Genomic DNA, 15333 nt, shown 5'->3' with positions numbered 1-15333 from the left:
CGTAAGCGACGCGCGAGGGTGGCCCGGCTCAGTCGACAAGCTGGCGTCCGTCCCGCTGGGCGGAGCAGCTGCCGCGGAACGCGCAGCGGGCGCAGCCCTCCCCCGCCGTGGGCACGAAGCGCTCGGCGAGCACCCGGCCGGCCGACTCGGCCAGCAGGTTCTCGATCCACGGCTCGCCCTCGGCGGGCAGCTGCTGCTGCACCTTGGGCGCCTCCGGCTCGCCCTTGGCGGGCTCGCGCAGGTGCACCAGCTCCGCGCCGCCCGGGGTGGCGGCGGCGCCGTCGTCGAAGCCGGGCAGCCCGTCCAGCGCGCCGCCGCGCACGGCCAGCTGGTAGACGGCGAGCTGCTTGTGCTCGGGCAGCGACTTCTCGGTCGGGATCTGCTTGCCGGTCTTGAAGTCGACGACGTACGCGCGGCCCGCCGCGTCCCGCTCGACGCGGTCCATCGAGCCGCGGATGCGGACCGCGATCCCGCCGACGTCCAGGGTCAGGTCGAAGCCGTGCTCGGTGGCGACGGTGGTGCGTTCCCGCTCCAGCACGTGCCAGTGCAGGAAGCGCTCCAGGGCCGCCCGGGCCTCGGTCTTCTCCTGCTGCGACTTCCACGGCGCGTCGAAGGCCAGCGCGTCCCACACCGTGTCCAGCCGCTCCATCAGGACGGCGAGGTCGGCGGGGGTGCGGCCGGAGCCGACCTCGTCGGCCAGCGCGTGGACGACGTTGCCGAAGCCCTGGGCGGCGGTGGTGGTGCTGCCGGCCTTCACGTCCTTCTCCAGGAACCACTGGAGCGCGCAGTTGTCGAGCTGTTCCAGGCCGCTGCCGGACAGCCGGACCGGTACGCCGTCCGCCCGCAGCGGCTCGGGCGCGGCGGTCTGCTCGTCCAGGCCCCACCAGCGGTCGGGGTGCGCGGAGGGGACCAGCGGGTGGCCGTCCTCGTCGAGCGCGGACGCCAGGCGGGCGAGCCGCTCGGCCGCCGCCCGGCGCAGCTCCGGCGAGCGGGCCGGGTCGACGGTGACCGCGCGCAGCTCCGCCACCAGGGCGGACACCGACAGCGGCCGCCGCGGCCGGCTGGTCACCTCGGCGACGGTCACCTGGGGCGTGCGGGAGCGCACCTTGCCGGTCCGCGGGTCGAGCTCCTCCCGGTACAGCTCGCGCAGGAAGCGGGACGGCTCGTCGCCGTCCTCGGCGGGGGCCTTCACCGCGGTGACGATCAGCCGGTCCTTGGCGCGGGTGGCCGCGGTGTAGAAGAGGCGCCGCTCCTCCGCGAGCAGCGCGGCCGGGGTGAGCGGTTCGGCGAGGCCGTCCCGGCCGATCCGGTCGGCCTCCAGCAGGGAGCCGCGGCGGCGGAGATCCGGCCAGAGGCCGTCCTGGACGCCGGCCACCACGACCACCCGCCACTCCAGGCCCTTCGAGCGGTGCGCGGTCATCAGCCGGACCGCGTCCGGCCGCACGGCGCGCACGGTGAGGGTGTCGGCGGCGATGTCCTGCGCCTCCAGCTCGGCGAGCAGGTCCAGTGCGCTGCGGTGGCCCGCCACCTGCTCCTCCGCCCGCGCGGCGGTCTCGAACAGCGCGCACAGCGCGTCCAGGTCCCGGTCGGCGTTGCGGCCGCCGGTGCCGCCGCGCAGGGCGGCCCGCTCCAGCCGCTCGCGCCAGCGGCGGCTGCCGTCCCACAGCTCCCACAGCGCGTCCTCGGCGCCCCCGCCGCCGGCCAGCAGCTCCCGGACCTTGCGCAGCAGCGTCCCGAGCTCGCGGGCGCGGCGGGCGTGGTGGCCGTCCAGGAGCATCAGCCGCTCGGGCTCCGCGAGGGCGTCCCGGATCAGCGCTTCGGCCGGGGCGACGACCACGTGGCCCTCGGCTCGAGCCTCTTCGCGCAGGGCTCGTCCGAGCCGCCGCAGGTCGGAGCCGTCCAGGCCGCCCATCGGGCCGGTGAGCAGGATGTGCGCGATGTCGACGGTCATCGACTCGGCCGGCTCCGCGCAGACCCGGAGCGCGGTCAGCAGCGGCACCACGCCGGGCTCGTCGCGCAGCGGGATGTCGTCGCCGTCGATCTCCAGCGGCACGCCGGCCGCGCCCAGCGCCCGCCGGACGCCGGGGATGGTCCGCCCGCCGGCGCGGACCAGCACCGCCATCTCGCCCCAGGGCACCCCGTCCTCCAGGTGCGCCCGGCGGAGCAGGTCGGCGACCGAGTCCAGTTCCGCGCCGGGGGTCGGGTAGGTGTACACCTCGACCGCCCCGCCCTCGCGGGAGGGCAGCAGCGCGCGGTGCTGGGCGAGCTTGTCGGCGGGCAGCCGGCCCATCGGCATCCGCCGGGTGAGCTCCCGCGAGGCGGCCAGCAGCACCGCCCCGGACCGCCGGGACACCCGCAGCACCGCCACCTCGGCCGGCCGGCCGTCGGCCCGCCGGAAGGCGTCGGGGAAGTCGAGGATGCCGTTGATGTCGGCGCCGCGGAAGGCGTAGATCGACTGGTCCGGGTCGCCGACCGCGACCAGGTCGCGGCCGCCGCCGGCGAGCTGCTTCAGCAGCCGCACCTGGGAGGGGTCGGTGTCCTGGTACTCGTCGACGAAGACCACGTCGTACCGGCCGCGCAGCGCGTCGCCGACCTCCGGGCGTTCGGCGAGCAGCACGGCCCGGTGGACCAGCTCCGCGTAGTCCAGCACCCCCCGCATGTCGAGGACGTCCAGGTAGTCCGCCAGGAAGTGCGCGGCGGCCGCCCAGTCGGGCCGCTGGACGCCCTCGGCGAAGCGGGCCAGCTCGTGCTCGCCGAGCCCGAGCTCGCGGCTGCGCGCGAGGACCGCCCGGACCTCGTCGGCGAACCCGCGGGTGGTCAGGCAGGCCCGCAGGTCGAGCGGCCAGCCGATCCGGCCGACGCCGGCCCTGGCGTCCTCCGCGTCGCCGGCCAGCAGCTCGCGGACCATCACGTCCTGCTCGGGGCCGGAGAGCAGCCGCAGCGGCTCGGCGTACTCCTCCGGGTCCTGGTGGGAGCGCAGCAGCGCGTAGCAGAAGGAGTGGAAGGTGGTCGCCTGCGGCACGGCGACGCCTGCGGCGACCCGGGCGGTCATCCGGTCGCGCAGCTCCATCGCCGCCTTGCGGCTGAAGGTGAGGACCAGGATCCGCTCGGGATCGGTGCCGTCCGCTATCCGCCGGGTGACGGCCTCGACCAGCGTGGTGGTCTTGCCCGTACCGGGCCCGGCCAGCACCAGCAGCGGCCCACCGGCGTGCTCGACCACCGCCTGCTGGTACGGGTCCAGGGTGGGCGGCTCGGGCTGTGCGAGGGGGCTGCGTACCAGGCGGAAGGGCGGGGTCACTGCGGTCCAGACGGGTTGTACCAGGGCATGTGCGGGGCGGGGTCGCAACGGACCTCGCCCGCACCGAGCCTACGATCCTGCACCGACAACCCCGTCCCGCGCACGGGATCGGGCGAAAAAGAGACGACTATCGCCCGTCCCAGCGGGCCTGCCGCAGGTCGACCCGGAGCGAGTCGCCGACCGTGCGCAGCGGGGTGCCCTCGGCGCGGTACTCGGGCAGGGCCCGGTGCTCGTGGCCGGGCAGCGGGCGGCCGTCGGCGCGGATCACCCGCCACCAGGGCACGGCGCCGCCGTAGAGGGCCATCACCCGGCCGACCTGGCGCGGGCCGCCCTGGCCGAGGTACTCGGCGACGTCGCCGTAGGTCATCACCCGGCCCGGTGGGATCCGCTCGGTGAGGTCGAGCACGGCCTCCGCGAACGGCGGCAGCTCCGCGCCGTCGTCCGCGCCGTCGGGGCCGTCCTCGCGCGTACTCTCGGTCATCCGCCGCATTCTTCCCCATCCGGTCGATTTCCAGGGCCCCGAGCGGGCGATCCGCCGCGCCTGATGCGCCCCCTGCCCGGCACCGGACCGTCCGGCATGGCAGCATCTTCGGGGCAGTGCGTGGTGATACGAGGACAAGACCAGATGACCGGGACGGCAGAATTGAACGTGGACGAGGGCTCCGAGGAGTCCGCGACCGACGGTTCTGCGCAACACCCGCAGGTCGAGCCACCCGCCGTCTCACTGCACAAGACACCCGCCGGACCGGTTCCGGAGGCGGGCACGGGGGAGGACGAGAACGTGGTCGCGTACGACGGACCACCTGACGGGGTGGTCCCTGACGACACCGGACCGGACGAGGAGCCGACCGGCGAGCACCTGGCGGTCGACGAACCGCTGCTGCCGCCGCGGGCGCACCGCCCCTCGGACCTGATCCGGTTCACCGCCGGTGTGCTCGGCATCATCGCGGTGTTCGTCCTCGCGCAGGTGGCGGTCTCCACCACCACCGGCATCGAGAGCGACATCACCGCCAACGCCAAGCACATCCCGAGCGTGCTCTCCACCATCGCCGCGCTGGTCTCCAGCGTGGCGGTGCTGGCGGTGCCGCTGGCGTTCGCGGTGGAGCGGCTGATCAAGCGGGACGGCCTGCGGGTCGCCGACGGCGTGCTCGCCTCGGTGCTGGCGTACGGCGTCTCGCTGGGCGTGGACTGGTGGGTGGCGGCGAGCGCCCCGGACGCGATCCGCAACGCGCTGACCCAGTTCCCCCCGGGCGGCGGGGACACCCTGACCGACCCGGTGCACGGCTACCTGGCGCCGGTGATCGCCTACATGACCGCCGTCGGGATGTCCTCCAGACCCCGCTGGCGGGTGGCGCTGTGGGTGGTGGTGATCCTCAGCGGCGCGACCGAGCTGATCAGCGGCTACACCACCCCGCTGTCGCTGATCCTCACCGTGCTGATCGGCTGGTCCGTGGCGTACGGCACGCTGTACGCGATCGGCTCGCCGAACATCCGGCCGACCGGCAAGAGCCTGATGGTCGGCCTGCGCAAGGTCGGCTTCACGCCGTCCGCCGCCCACACCGCCCCGGACGCGCCCGGCGGCACCCGCCGCTACCTGGTCACCCAGCAGCACGGCCCGCTGCTGGACGTCCACATCATCGACCGCGAGCAGCAGGCCTCCGGCTTCTTCTACCGCGCCTGGCGCCGTCTGCGGCTGCGCTCGGTGGCGGTCCGCCGCAGCCCCCAGTCGCTGCGCCAGGCCCTCGAACAGGAGGCCCTGATCGCGTACGCGGCCGCCGCCTCCGGGGCCCGGGCCCCACAGCTGGTGGCCACCTCCGAGCTCGGCCCGGACGCCGCGATCCTGGTCTACGAGAACGTGGCCGGCCGCACCCTCGACGAGCTGACGGACGAGGAGATCACCGACGAGGTGATGGCCTCGTTCTGGGAGTCGGTCGGCACCCTGCACGAGCGCCGGATCGCCCACCGCCGGCTGACCGGCGAGTCGCTGCTGGCGGTGGACGAGAAGACCGGCTGCCTGGTCAACCTCTCCGGCGGCGACATCGCGGCCGGCGACCTGACGCTGCGGATCGACGTCGCCCAGCTGCTCACCACCTTCGCGCTGCGGGTCGGCCCGGAGCGGGCGGTGGCGGTCGCCAACCGGGTGCTCGGCCCGACCCGGGTCGCGGACTCGCTGCCGCTGCTCCAGCCGGTCGGCCTGAGCCGGCAGACCCGCGCCGACCTGCAGAAGATGACCAAGGAGCGGAAGGCCGCCGCCCAGGCGCTGGCCCTGGAGCAGGTCGCGGCGGGGGTGAAGACCCAGCAGCAGGCGGAGGAGGACATCGCCGTCGCAGGCGAGGACCTGCTGAGCCGGATCCGCGGCCAGATCCTCCAGATCGCCCCGGAGGCGCCGATCGCCCCGGCCAAGCTGGAGCGGCTCAAGCCCAAGACGCTGATCATGGTGGTGGCGCTCACCTTCGCCGCCTACCTGGCGGTCACCACCATCCGGCCGGACCAGTTCAAGGTCTCCGAGATGAACTGGGCCTGGGCCTCGCTCGCCCTGCTCGCCTCCGCGACCAGCTACGTCGCCGCCTCGATGAGCCTGACCGGCTTCGTCCCGGAGCGGCTGCCGTTCGGCCGGACGGTGGCCGCGCAGCTGGCCGGCTCCTTCGTGAAGCTGGTCGCGCCCGCCGCGGTCGGCGGCATCGCGCTCAACACCCGCTACCTGCAGAAGGCCGGCATCCGGCCGGTGCAGGCGGTGGCCAGCGTCGGCGCCTCGCAGCTGGCCGGCCTGGCCGGGCACCTGCTGCTGCTGTTCTCCTTCGGCCTGATCACCGGCACCCAGACCAACGGCGACCTGGGCGCCTCCCGCGCGGTGATCATCGGCGTGCTGTCCGCCGCCGTGCTGGCGCTGGTGATCGCGGCGGTGTCGCCGCTGCGGCGCTTCGTGGTGAACCGGCTGCGGGTGCTGTTCTTCGGCGTGGTGCCGCGGATGCTCGACCTGATGCAGACCCCGTCCAAGCTGGTCACCGGCTTCGGCGGGATCCTGCTGCTGACGCTCTCCTTCACCGCCTGCCTGGACGCCTCGGTGCAGGCCTTCGGCGGCGGCGCGCACGTCACCTTCGCGGCCGTCGCGGTGGTCTTCCTGACCGCCAACGCGGCCGGCTCGGCGATCCCCACCCCGGGCGGCATCGGCCCGGTCGAGATCGCCCTGATCGCCGCGCTCACGGTGGCCGGCGTGCCCGCCACCGCCGCCACCCCGGCGGTCTTCCTCTACCGCCTGCTCACCTTCTGGCTGCCGGTGGCGCCCGGCTGGATCGCCTACAACGTGCTCCAGCGCAAGGGCGCGCTCTAGACCCGGCCGCAGAACGGACCGGCCGCAGAACGACGGAAGGGCCCGGGGGCGTGCGCCCCGGGCCCTTCCGTTCGAGCTCTTTAGTACACCGGCTTCTGCGGCTCGATCTGGTTGACCCAGCCGATCACGCCGCCGCCCAGGTGCACCGCGTCCGCGAAGCCCGCGGACTTCAGCACGGCCAGCACCTCGGCCGAGCGGACACCGGTCTTGCAGTGCAGCACGATCCGCTTGTCCTGCGGCAGATCCTGCAGGGCGTTGCCCATCAGGAACTCGTTCTTCGGGATCAGCCGCGCGCCCGGGATCGAGACGATCTCGTACTCGTTGACCTCGCGGACATCGATGATGTCGATGTTCTCGCCCTCGTCGATCCACTCCTTGAGCTGCTTGGAGGTGATCGTCGAGCCCATGGCGGCCGCCTGGGCCTCCTCCGACACGACGCCGCAGAAGGCCTCGTAGTCGATGAGCTCGGTGACGGTCGGGTTGTCGCCGCAGAGCACGCAGTTCGGGTCCTTGCGGACCTTCACCTGGCGGTACTGCATCTCCAGGGCGTCGTAGATCATCAGTCGGCCGACCAGCGGCTCGCCGACCCCGGCCAGCAGCTTGATCGCCTCGGTGACCTGGATCGAGCCGATGGACGCGCACAGCACGCCCAGCACGCCGCCCTCGGCGCAGGACGGGACCATGCCCGGCGGCGGCGCCTCCGGGTAGAGGCAGCGGTAGCACGGGCCGTGCTCGGCCCAGAACACCGACGCCTGGCCGTCGAAGCGGTAGATCGAGCCCCACACGTACGGCTTGCCGAGCAGCACCGCGGCGTCGTTCACCAGGTACCGGGTGGCGAAGTTGTCGGTGCCGTCCACGATCAGGTCGTAGCCGGAGAAGATCTCCATGACGTTGTCGTTGTCGAGACGCTCGTCGTGGAGGATCACGTCGACGTACGGGTTGATCTCCTTGACCGAGTCGCGCGCGGACTCGCCCTTGGAGCGCCCGATGTCGGACTGGCCGTGGATGATCTGGCGCTGCAGGTTGGACTCGTCGACGGTGTCGAACTCGACGATGCCGAGCGTGCCGACACCGGCGGCGGCCAGGTACATCAGGGCGGGCGAGCCGAGGCCACCGGCACCGACGCACAGCACCTTGGCGTTCTTCAGCCGCTTCTGCCCGTCCATGCCCACGTCGGGGATGATCAGGTGGCGGGAGTACCGGCGGACCTCGTCGACGGTGAGCTCGGCGGCCGGCTCGACCAGGGGTGGCAGCGACACGGGGACTCCGATGGTCGTCAGTTCACAATTGACTACGCCAACAGTGTCACGTGCCCGGGGTATTCCGAGACAAGCGTTCCAGCACGTGAGATGCCCGACACCGGATGCTGGGACCGGACCCCCGCCCCAGGTCAGACCCGGCAGGCCGTCTCCAGCCAGACGTCGCCCAGCGACTCCTCCAGCGGCACCTGCGTCCGCCAGCCGAGACGGTCCCGCGCCGTCCGCACGTCCGCCTGCCGCCACTGCACCGGCTCCAGCACCGGCCGGGCGTCCAGCTGCCGCCCGGGGTCCGCGCCCGACGCCGCCTGCGCGGGCAGCACCACCTGGCGCGCGTCCTCGGTCACCTGCCCCTCGAAACCCGAGGCCCGGACCAGCAGCTGCGCCGCCTCCCGGGCCCGCACCGCGTGCCCGCTGCCGATGTTGATCACCCCGGTGGCCGCCGACACCGCCGCCGCCTGCACCGCCCGGGCGACGTCCCGGACGTCCACGAAATCCCGGTATCCGGACAGGTCCGGCATCCGCACCTGGTGCTCGTCCTGCTCCAGCGCCCGCCGCAGGCCCTCCGCCAGGCGCCCGAACAGCGACGCCGTCGGCGAACCCGGGCCCACCACGTCGAAGATCCGCAGCACCAGCGCGTCCAGCCCGGACGCCAGCACCAGCTCCGTCCCCGCCAGCTTCGACACCCCGTACGGGCCCACCGGCCGCGGCTCGGCGCTCTCCGGGATCGGCCCCGCCGGCGGCACCGGCCCGTACTCCGCCGCCGACCCGATGTGCACCAGCCTGGCCGGCTCGCGACTGCGCCGGATCGCCTCGCAGACCGTCGCCACCGCCAGCGTGTTCGCCCGGATCAGCGCCCGCGAGGTGCCGTACGTCGCCCCCGCGCAGTTGATCACCACCTGCGGCGCCACCGCGTCCAGGAACCGGGCCAGTGCCCCCGGACTGCCCGTCGTCAGGTCGAAGCGGATGTCGGCCGAATCCCGTCGGCCCAGCACCGTCGTCTGCAGGCCGTCCTCCACCAGCAGACGATCGGCGACCCGGCGGCCGATGAAACCGTCGGCACCCAGCAGCAGCACCCTCATCGGGCGTGTGTCCTTCCACGAGGCCCGGCCGGATTTCCCCGGCCCGGCGATTGCTTGCAGTTCTCGGTTGTCCATCACATGTCCGTCAGGCGGGCGGCCCGGGCCGGTGCGACCCCGGCCGCCCCAGCAGCAGCCACGCGTACGGCAGCAGCACCGCCACCGGCACCGCGCAGCCCGCCGGCACGGCGAGCGCGGGATCACCCCGCAGCACCACCAGCACCACCCCCGCCGCCGCCACCAGCACCCCGACCGCGGCGACCGCCGGCCGGCCGCACACCCGCACCACCCCGGCCAGGAGCAGCAGCACCGCGAGCGCCCCCTGCCCCGCCCACACGGCCGCGTCGGCCCCGCCGCGCGGGGCCGCCACGAGCACCGCGGCCAGCACCACCTGCGCCAGCACCGCGACCGGCAGCACCGGGCGCATCCGCGCCCCGAACTCCGCGATCGTCACCGCCGACCCCACCTGCACCCGCCCGACCCCCCGCGCCCACCCCACCCACCACCGCGCCGCCCCCGCCCCCACCGCCGCCGCCACCCCGAACCCCACCGACCCCCGCGCCACCACGACCAACACCACCGAGACCCCCACCGCCGCCCACAGACGGCTCCACCCGGCACCCGCCCAGGCCCCCGAAGGCCGCACGACCCTCCCGGCCGGAGGCCGTTCCCGCCCGGCGGGCGAGCTGCCCTGGGGGCGGGCACCGCCGTGCCGCGCACCCGCCGGGTTCGGCCGGCGGCGGGGGTGGTCCAGGGTGGTGAGCGCGGCGGTGCCGGCGGCGGTGGCGAGGGCGGGGGCGGCCGGGTGGCCGGCGGCGAGGGCGAGGACGGCGACGGGGACGAGGTGGAGCAGCGCCGACCGGGTGGCGTCCGCCGCCCGGGTGCGCCGCCGGACGGCGGGCGGGGGCCCGCCCGGGGCGCCGGGCCGGTGGGGGACGCGGGCGTGGAGTTCCTCGGCGAGGCCGAAGACGTCCGCGTGCCGGTAACGCGCGGCGCTCTCGGGTCCGATCCCGGCGTCCTCCAGCCCGGCGGCGATGTCGAGGACGTCGACGGCCTGCTCGCACAGCTCCCGGTGCGCGTGGAGCAGCTCCCGCACCGGGTCGGCGCCCGTCACACCGCCTCCGCGAGTGCCGTGGGCCTGGCTCCGGTGGGCCTCGCGGGGGCCGTGGCAGCCGCCGGCGTCTCCCCCGCGACCCAGTACTCGGCGGGCCGGGCGAAGGGCTGCGCGGCCCCGGCCGGGAAGGCCGGGAAGCGGGAGACCAGCTCCAGGTAGATCTCCCGGAAGGCGCCGACCACCGGCTCGACCGCGAAGCGTTCCTGCGCGCGCAGCCGCCCGGCGAGCCCGAGCCGGGCCCGCCGTTCGGCGTCGCCGAGCAGCGCCAGGCAGGCCGCGGCGAGCGCCTGCGGGCTGCGCGGCGGCACCAGCAGCCCGCTGGGCCCGAGCATCTCGGGTGCCACGCCGACCTCGGTGGAGACGACGGCCCGTCCGCTGAGCATGGCGTCGGCGAGCAGTCTGGGGCTGCGCTGCGCGAGTGCGGTGAAGACGACGGCGCTGCCGGTCTCCCACATCGGGGCGGTGGCGTCCGGCCGGCCCTCGAACCGGACGGCGCCGGCGATGCCGAGCTTCCCGGCGATGGCCTCGCAGTGCCCGCGGTACCCGGGGACGCCCTCCTCCCCGTACATCCGCAGTTCGGCGTCGGGCAGTTCGGCCCGGACCCGGGCGAACGCGTGCAGCATCAGTTCCGGGTCCCGTCCGGGCTCCAGCGCGCCGGCCCAGACCAGCGTGGGCTTCTCGGGTTCCGGCCCGGCGGCGGCCCGGGCGACGGCCGGGGTGCCCTCGTGGACGATGCGGGTGCGGGCGGGGTCGGCGCCGCAGCGGCGCTGCCACTGCTGGTCGTAGGTGCTGCCGGGGGTGAGGACGGCGGCGTGCCGGTAGGTCTCCTCGGTGAGCTGACGGAAGAAGGCGAGCAGCAGGGCGCGGACCGGCCAGCGGTAGGGCGCGGTGCGGTAGCTGCGGTACTGCTCGCGCAGGTGGAGGCCGTGCTCGGTGACGACGAAGGGGACGCCGTGGAGCTGCCGGGCGACCAGCGCGGGCAGGGCGGCCGGTCCGCCGCCGACCACGTGGCAGAGGTCGGCGCCGCCGAGGCCGGCCGTGCCGGTGCCGTACCAGGGCGCGGAGAGCGGCCGCAGGCACTGCTCCAGCAGGTCGGCGGCGACCAGGACGTCGCGGACCTGGGGCTGTCCGGCGGCGGTGTCGGCGCCGGGCGAGCGCCAGACCTTCTCCAGCACCCGCTGGGCGTGGCCGGAGGAGAGGTACGCGGGCAGCGCGTCGTCGTCCCGGGTCAGTTCGGCGAGGCGGTGGAGCGCGGGCCCGAACAGCGCCCGGTCGCCGGGGACGACGAGCGAGCGGACCAGTTCCTCGTACGCGCGGCCGTACGCCCGTCGCCGGTGCAGGGCGGGCCCGCGGCCGCCGGGGCGGCGGCCCCACATCGGCAGCTCGTGCACGCCGCGCAGGCCGGGGACGCCGGTCGGGGCGGCCGGCCGGCCGGCCCGGACCAGCCGGTAGAGCCGGAACTCGTGCTCGGGCAGCCCCTCGACCAGGCGGCCGCACCAGCCGCCGTCGCCACGCTGTGCATGGGCCTGGGTGCCCTCGGTGAGCAGAGCGATGCGCACGACGCCTCCATGGCGGACTCGGGATCCACGACGAGACAGGGAGTCCGTCCACCTATCGGCTGGTGGCACCGGCACTCGGAAGCGGACGACCGCGGGCCGGGCGGCCGCTCCCCGCGACCGCCGCCCCTCGTCTGCGCCCCCCACACCTGTTCGGTCTGACAACACGACGGTAGAGCGCCACCGAGGCGCCCCTAGGACCGCCGACCGCCTTGCCACCTGAACGAGTGAAAGCCCGTGACCTCACGCCGCCGCCCGCGTTTCGGAGCCGTTCGGAGCGCCGCTCAGACCTCCGCGAGCAGTTCCCGGACGGCGCGGGCGACCTGCTGCGGGTGCTCCAGCATCGCCACGTGCCCGGAGTCGGGCAGCACCAGCAGCCGGGCGTCCCGGAAGGCGGCGCAGGCCCGCCGGGCGGAGCGGTAGGAGACCAGCTTGTCCTTCAGCCCGTAGACCAGCAGCACCGGCGCCTCGATCTGCTCGGCCTGCCGCCACAGCGACTGCTCGCCGCGCTCGGTGTAGGCGGTGACGATGCCGCGCGCGGAGCCGACCAGGGCCTCCAGCGCGTACGGCAGGGCGGCCCGGCGGCGGTACTCGGAGACCGCCTCGGCCCGGCGGCGGGCGGGGATCCGCGAGGTGTCGGCGTAGACGAGGCGCAGCAGCTCCTCGGTGGCGTCCTCGGCGGTCTGCCGGCTGCGCTCGCGGGCGCGGCGCAGCAGCGCGGGGACGCCGGGGACGGCGAGCAGCCCGGTCGGCCAGGCGGAGTGCTGCGGGGGCAGCTCGGGCAGCGCGGGCGAGATCAGGGTGAGGCTGCGCACCAGGTCGGGGCGGAGGGCCGCGAGCCGGACGGAGACGGCGCCGCCGAGCGAGTTGCCGAAGAGGTGGACCGGGCCGCGGCCGGAGGCCTCCAGGTAGCCGATCACCGCGCGGACGTGGCCGGAGACCGAGAGGTTGCCGTCGACGGGCGGCGCGGAGTACCCGAAGCCGGGCAGGTCGACCGCCTCGCCGGCGACCTCGCCGGAGAGCTCCTGCATCAGCTCGTGCCAGTTGTCGGAGGAGCCGCCGAGACCGTGCACGAAGAGCGCGGGCGGCAGCCCGTCGGCCGGGGCGGACGGGGCGCTGACCGCCAGGACGGCCCCCGGTACCCGGACGGTGCGGTGGGGCTCGGTGGCGGTGACGGGGTGCTGGTCGGCGCTCATGGAGCACGATGGTAGTGAGCCGGGGTGCCTCCGCATCCCGTACCGAGCCGGTCTCACCCTGTGGACAGCGCAGGCCCGAGCCGTATTGTGGGCTCCCGACAGGGCGGGATCTGCGCTTTACTCGGCTTCACCCCGCGCCAACGGGGTTACCGAAAAGTAGAATCAATCACCACCCAGCCAGCCCATCGCAGATCGTGAAGTGAGGAGCGCCGTGACGGCCATCCAGGAGGCGCAGGAGCGCCCGCGCGGTGCCCGCCTGCCGCGAAGCGCCCGCCGTGAACAACTGCTCGGAGCCGCGCAGGAGGTGTTCGTCGCCCAGGGCTACCACTCGGCCGCCATGGACGACATCGCCGAGCGCGCCGGCGTGAGCAAGCCGGTGCTGTACCAGCACTTCCCGGGCAAGCTCGAGCTCTACCTGGCGCTGCTGGACAAGCACTGCGACGCCCTGGTCGACGCCACCCGGGACGCGCTGGAGGCGACCACCGACAACAGGCACCGGGTGGCCGCGACCATGGAGGCGTACTTCCACTACGTCTCCAGCGAGTCCGGGGCCTTCCGCCTGGTCTTCGAGTCGGACCTGACCAACGAGCCGGCCGTGCGCGAGCGGGTGGAGCGGGCCAGCGACATGAGCGCCACCCTGGTCTCCAAGGTGATCGCCGAGGACACCGACCTGCCCGAGGCGGAGTCCAAGCTGCTCGCCGCCGGCGTCTGCGGCCTGGCCCAGATCACCGCCCGGTACTGGCTCTCGCAGGGCAAGGACATCCCGCGCGACGAGGCGGTCCGGCTGGTCGCCAGCCTGGCCTGGCGCGGCCTGAAGGGCTTCCCGATGCACCCGGTCGCGGAGTCCTCCCCCTCCGAGGCCGAATAAATTCCCGTTCCGGCCGGAATCAGCCCTCAGCGGAGCGTCAGTGGACCTTCACCGTTCCGCCGGGCGGCTGCTCTAAGGTGAAGCCGTACGGCGCGACGCCCGCGAACAGCGGTTCGAGCGCGTGGATGGCTGCAACCCGGAGGGACGGAAGCCGTGGAGGTCAAGATCGGCGTGCAGAACGCGCCCCGAGAGATCGTTATCGAGAGCTCGCAGACTGCCGAAGAGGTCGCGGACGCGGTCGACAAGGCTCTGGACGGGAGCTCGAAGGTCTTCACTCTCACCGACGAGCACGGCCGCCGGGTGATCGTCCCGTCCGAGCGCCTGGCCTACGTCGAGATCGGCGAGACCGCCTCGCGCAAGGTCGGCTTCGGCAACCTCTGAGGCGATCGACTGCACCGGAGTCCCGTTCCCCCACCGGGGGGACGGGACTTCCGCATGTGCGGGGGCTTTCGCGGCCGGACGCGTACCGACCGCCCGCCCGGGGTATGGCCGGGGTTGGTACGCAGCGTCGCCCACCACTCCCCGGGAGGCAGCCCCGTGGTCTTCGAGACGATCGCCTTCGCCCTGATCGGCCTCGCGGTGGGGGTCGCCGCCCTGGCGCTGCTGCCCGGGTGGTTCGCGGCCGCCCGGGCGCTGACCGTCGCCACCGGGGTGGTCACGGCGCTGCTCGCCGGGCGCCTCACCGGCTACGTGCTGGACGGCGGCTCGATGCCGGTGCAGCTGGTCAGCTCGGCGGTCTGCTCGGTGCTGCTGGTGTCGGTGCTGGCCCGGCCGGACCGGGCGCCGCGGCCGCGCGGCGCGCACCGCCGGCAGCGGCCCGCCTGAAGGGCCGCCGGGCGGCCGTTCGAACGACGGCTCAGGAGGCGAGGCCGAGCGCGGCCATCCGGCGGGTGTGCGCCTCGGTGATCCGGTTGAACATCTTGCCGACCTCGACCAGGTCGAAGCCGTGCACCTCGGCGCCGCCGACCAGCAGGTTGGAGAGCGCGTCGCGCTCGGCCACCACCCGCTGGGCCTGGCTGAGCGCCTCGCCCATCAGCCGCCGGCCCCACAGCGCCAGCCGGCCGCCGACCCGCGGGTCCTCCTCGATCGCCTGCCGCACCCGGTCCACCGCGAACTCGGCGTGACCGGTGTCGGACATCACCCGCAGCACCAGCTCCCGGGTGTCGTCGTCCAGCCGGACGGCCACCTCGCGGTAGAAGTCGGTCGCGATCGCGTCGCCGACGTACGCCTTGACCAGGCCCTCCAGCCAGTCGGAGGGGGCGGTGAGCCGGTGGAAGTTCTCCAGCGCCTCGACGAAGGGCGTCATCACCTCGGTCGGGTCCGCCCCGACCTCGGCCAGCCGGTCGTGGAGCAGCTGGTAGTGCTGGTACTCGGCGGAGGCCATCCGGGCCAGGGCCGCCTTCTCGGTGATCCCCGGGGCGAACTTGGCGTCGTCGGCCAGCCGCTCGAAGGCGCTCAGCTCGCCGTACGCGAGGGCGCCGAGCAGGTCGAGCACGGCCGCCCGGTAGCCGGGATCGGCGGCCCGGGTCGCCCAGTCGCCGATCGACTCGAACGGGGCGCCGTCACCACTTTCCAGAGTCTCCATGGCACGAAACCTTAGCCCCCGCCACCGGCGGGGTTGTGCGCGTCACGTGT

12 protein-coding genes are annotated in these 15333 nt (G+C 74.6%); 4 read left to right on the top strand and 8 right to left on the bottom strand.

The genetic code is table 11. From position 1 onward, the window contains the following. Nucleotides 1-28: 28 nt before the first annotated feature. Nucleotides 29-3298, bottom strand: coding sequence for an ATP-dependent helicase (locus ACGFX4_RS00560; RefSeq protein WP_393068981.1), 3270 nt, complete (start codon nucleotides 3296-3298; stop codon nucleotides 29-31). Between the two features lie 127 nt (nucleotides 3299-3425). Then, on the bottom strand, nucleotides 3426-3779 hold the full coding sequence (locus tag ACGFX4_RS00555) for an MGMT family protein (protein ID WP_393068980.1): 354 nt from the start codon (nucleotides 3777-3779) through the stop codon (nucleotides 3426-3428). A 144-nt stretch (nucleotides 3780-3923) separates the two neighbouring features. Between ACGFX4_RS00555 and ACGFX4_RS00550 the strand changes: the two genes are divergently transcribed. Continuing rightward, nucleotides 3924-6629, top strand: a complete 2706-nt coding sequence (locus ACGFX4_RS00550) for a flippase-like domain-containing protein (protein WP_393068979.1) — start codon at nucleotides 3924-3926, stop codon at nucleotides 6627-6629. A gap of 80 nt (nucleotides 6630-6709) precedes the next feature. On the opposite strand, the gene moeZ is transcribed toward ACGFX4_RS00550, so the two are convergent. The 5 genes from moeZ to ACGFX4_RS00525 all read right to left on the bottom strand — a co-directional run bounded on the left by moeZ (nucleotide 6710) and on the right by ACGFX4_RS00525 (nucleotide 12830). Next, the gene (gene moeZ, locus ACGFX4_RS00545; RefSeq protein ID WP_393068977.1) at nucleotides 6710-7888 is read right to left on the bottom strand and encodes an adenylyltransferase/sulfurtransferase MoeZ; all 1179 of its coding nucleotides are present in this window, start codon (nucleotides 7886-7888) and stop codon (nucleotides 6710-6712) included. A 131-nt stretch (nucleotides 7889-8019) separates the two neighbouring features. Then, a complete protein-coding gene (locus ACGFX4_RS00540) occupies nucleotides 8020-8967 on the bottom strand; it encodes an NAD-dependent epimerase/dehydratase family protein (protein WP_393068976.1) in 948 nt (315 codons plus the stop codon). An 85-nt stretch (nucleotides 8968-9052) separates the two neighbouring features. Continuing rightward, nucleotides 9053-10078: a hypothetical protein gene (locus ACGFX4_RS00535; RefSeq protein WP_393068974.1), complete on the bottom strand. Its 1026-nt coding sequence runs from the start codon at nucleotides 10076-10078 to the stop codon at nucleotides 9053-9055. Beyond that, entirely contained in the window at nucleotides 10075-11637 is a 1563-nt protein-coding gene (locus tag ACGFX4_RS00530) for a DUF3492 domain-containing protein (protein ID WP_393068973.1), read from the bottom strand. The genes ACGFX4_RS00535 and ACGFX4_RS00530 overlap by 4 nt, the downstream gene beginning before the upstream one ends. A 281-nt stretch (nucleotides 11638-11918) precedes the next feature. Then, entirely contained in the window at nucleotides 11919-12830 is a 912-nt protein-coding gene (locus ACGFX4_RS00525; RefSeq protein ID WP_393068971.1) for an alpha/beta fold hydrolase, read from the bottom strand. Nucleotides 12831-13041: 211 nt separating this feature from the next. On the opposite strand from ACGFX4_RS00525, the gene ACGFX4_RS00520 reads away from it, so the two are divergent. From ACGFX4_RS00520 to ACGFX4_RS00510, 3 genes are all read left to right on the top strand, one after another. Further along, nucleotides 13042-13698, top strand: a complete 657-nt coding sequence (locus tag ACGFX4_RS00520) for a TetR/AcrR family transcriptional regulator (RefSeq protein ID WP_345698861.1) — start codon at nucleotides 13042-13044, stop codon at nucleotides 13696-13698. Between the two features lie 153 nt (nucleotides 13699-13851). After that, nucleotides 13852-14079: a DUF3107 domain-containing protein gene (locus tag ACGFX4_RS00515; protein WP_393068969.1), complete on the top strand. Its 228-nt coding sequence runs from the start codon at nucleotides 13852-13854 to the stop codon at nucleotides 14077-14079. Nucleotides 14080-14235: 156 nt separating this feature from the next. Further along, entirely contained in the window at nucleotides 14236-14523 is a 288-nt protein-coding gene (locus ACGFX4_RS00510) for a hypothetical protein (RefSeq protein ID WP_393068968.1), read from the top strand. A 31-nt stretch (nucleotides 14524-14554) separates the two neighbouring features. Here the strand turns inward: ACGFX4_RS00510 and ACGFX4_RS00505 are convergent, their stop codons facing one another. After that, nucleotides 14555-15283, bottom strand: a complete 729-nt coding sequence (locus ACGFX4_RS00505) for a ferritin-like fold-containing protein (RefSeq protein ID WP_393068967.1) — start codon at nucleotides 15281-15283, stop codon at nucleotides 14555-14557. Nucleotides 15284-15333 lie beyond the last annotated feature (50 nt).

Source organism: Kitasatospora sp. NPDC048365, from assembly GCF_043200835.1.
GTDB lineage: Bacteria > Actinomycetota > Actinomycetes > Streptomycetales > Streptomycetaceae > Kitasatospora > Kitasatospora terrestris.
Note: the sequence above shows the minus strand (reverse complement) of the source record. Positions and strands in the feature narration are given on the sequence as shown.

Excerpts from the sequence above, each read along its gene's own strand:
- ACGFX4_RS00555 (WP_393068980.1), bottom strand. The coding sequence starts at position 3,779 with ATGACCGAGAGTACGCGCGAGGACGGCCCCGACGGCGCGGACGACGGC.
- ACGFX4_RS00550 (WP_393068979.1), top strand. The coding sequence starts at position 3,924 with ATGACCGGGACGGCAGAATTGAACGTGGACGAGGGCTCCGAGGAGTCC.
- ACGFX4_RS00540 (WP_393068976.1), bottom strand. The coding sequence starts at position 8,967 with ATGAGGGTGCTGCTGCTGGGTGCCGACGGTTTCATCGGCCGCCGGGTC.
- ACGFX4_RS00525 (WP_393068971.1), bottom strand. The coding sequence starts at position 12,830 with ATGAGCGCCGACCAGCACCCCGTCACCGCCACCGAGCCCCACCGCACC.
- ACGFX4_RS00505 (WP_393068967.1), bottom strand. The coding sequence starts at position 15,283 with ATGGAGACTCTGGAAAGTGGTGACGGCGCCCCGTTCGAGTCGATCGGC.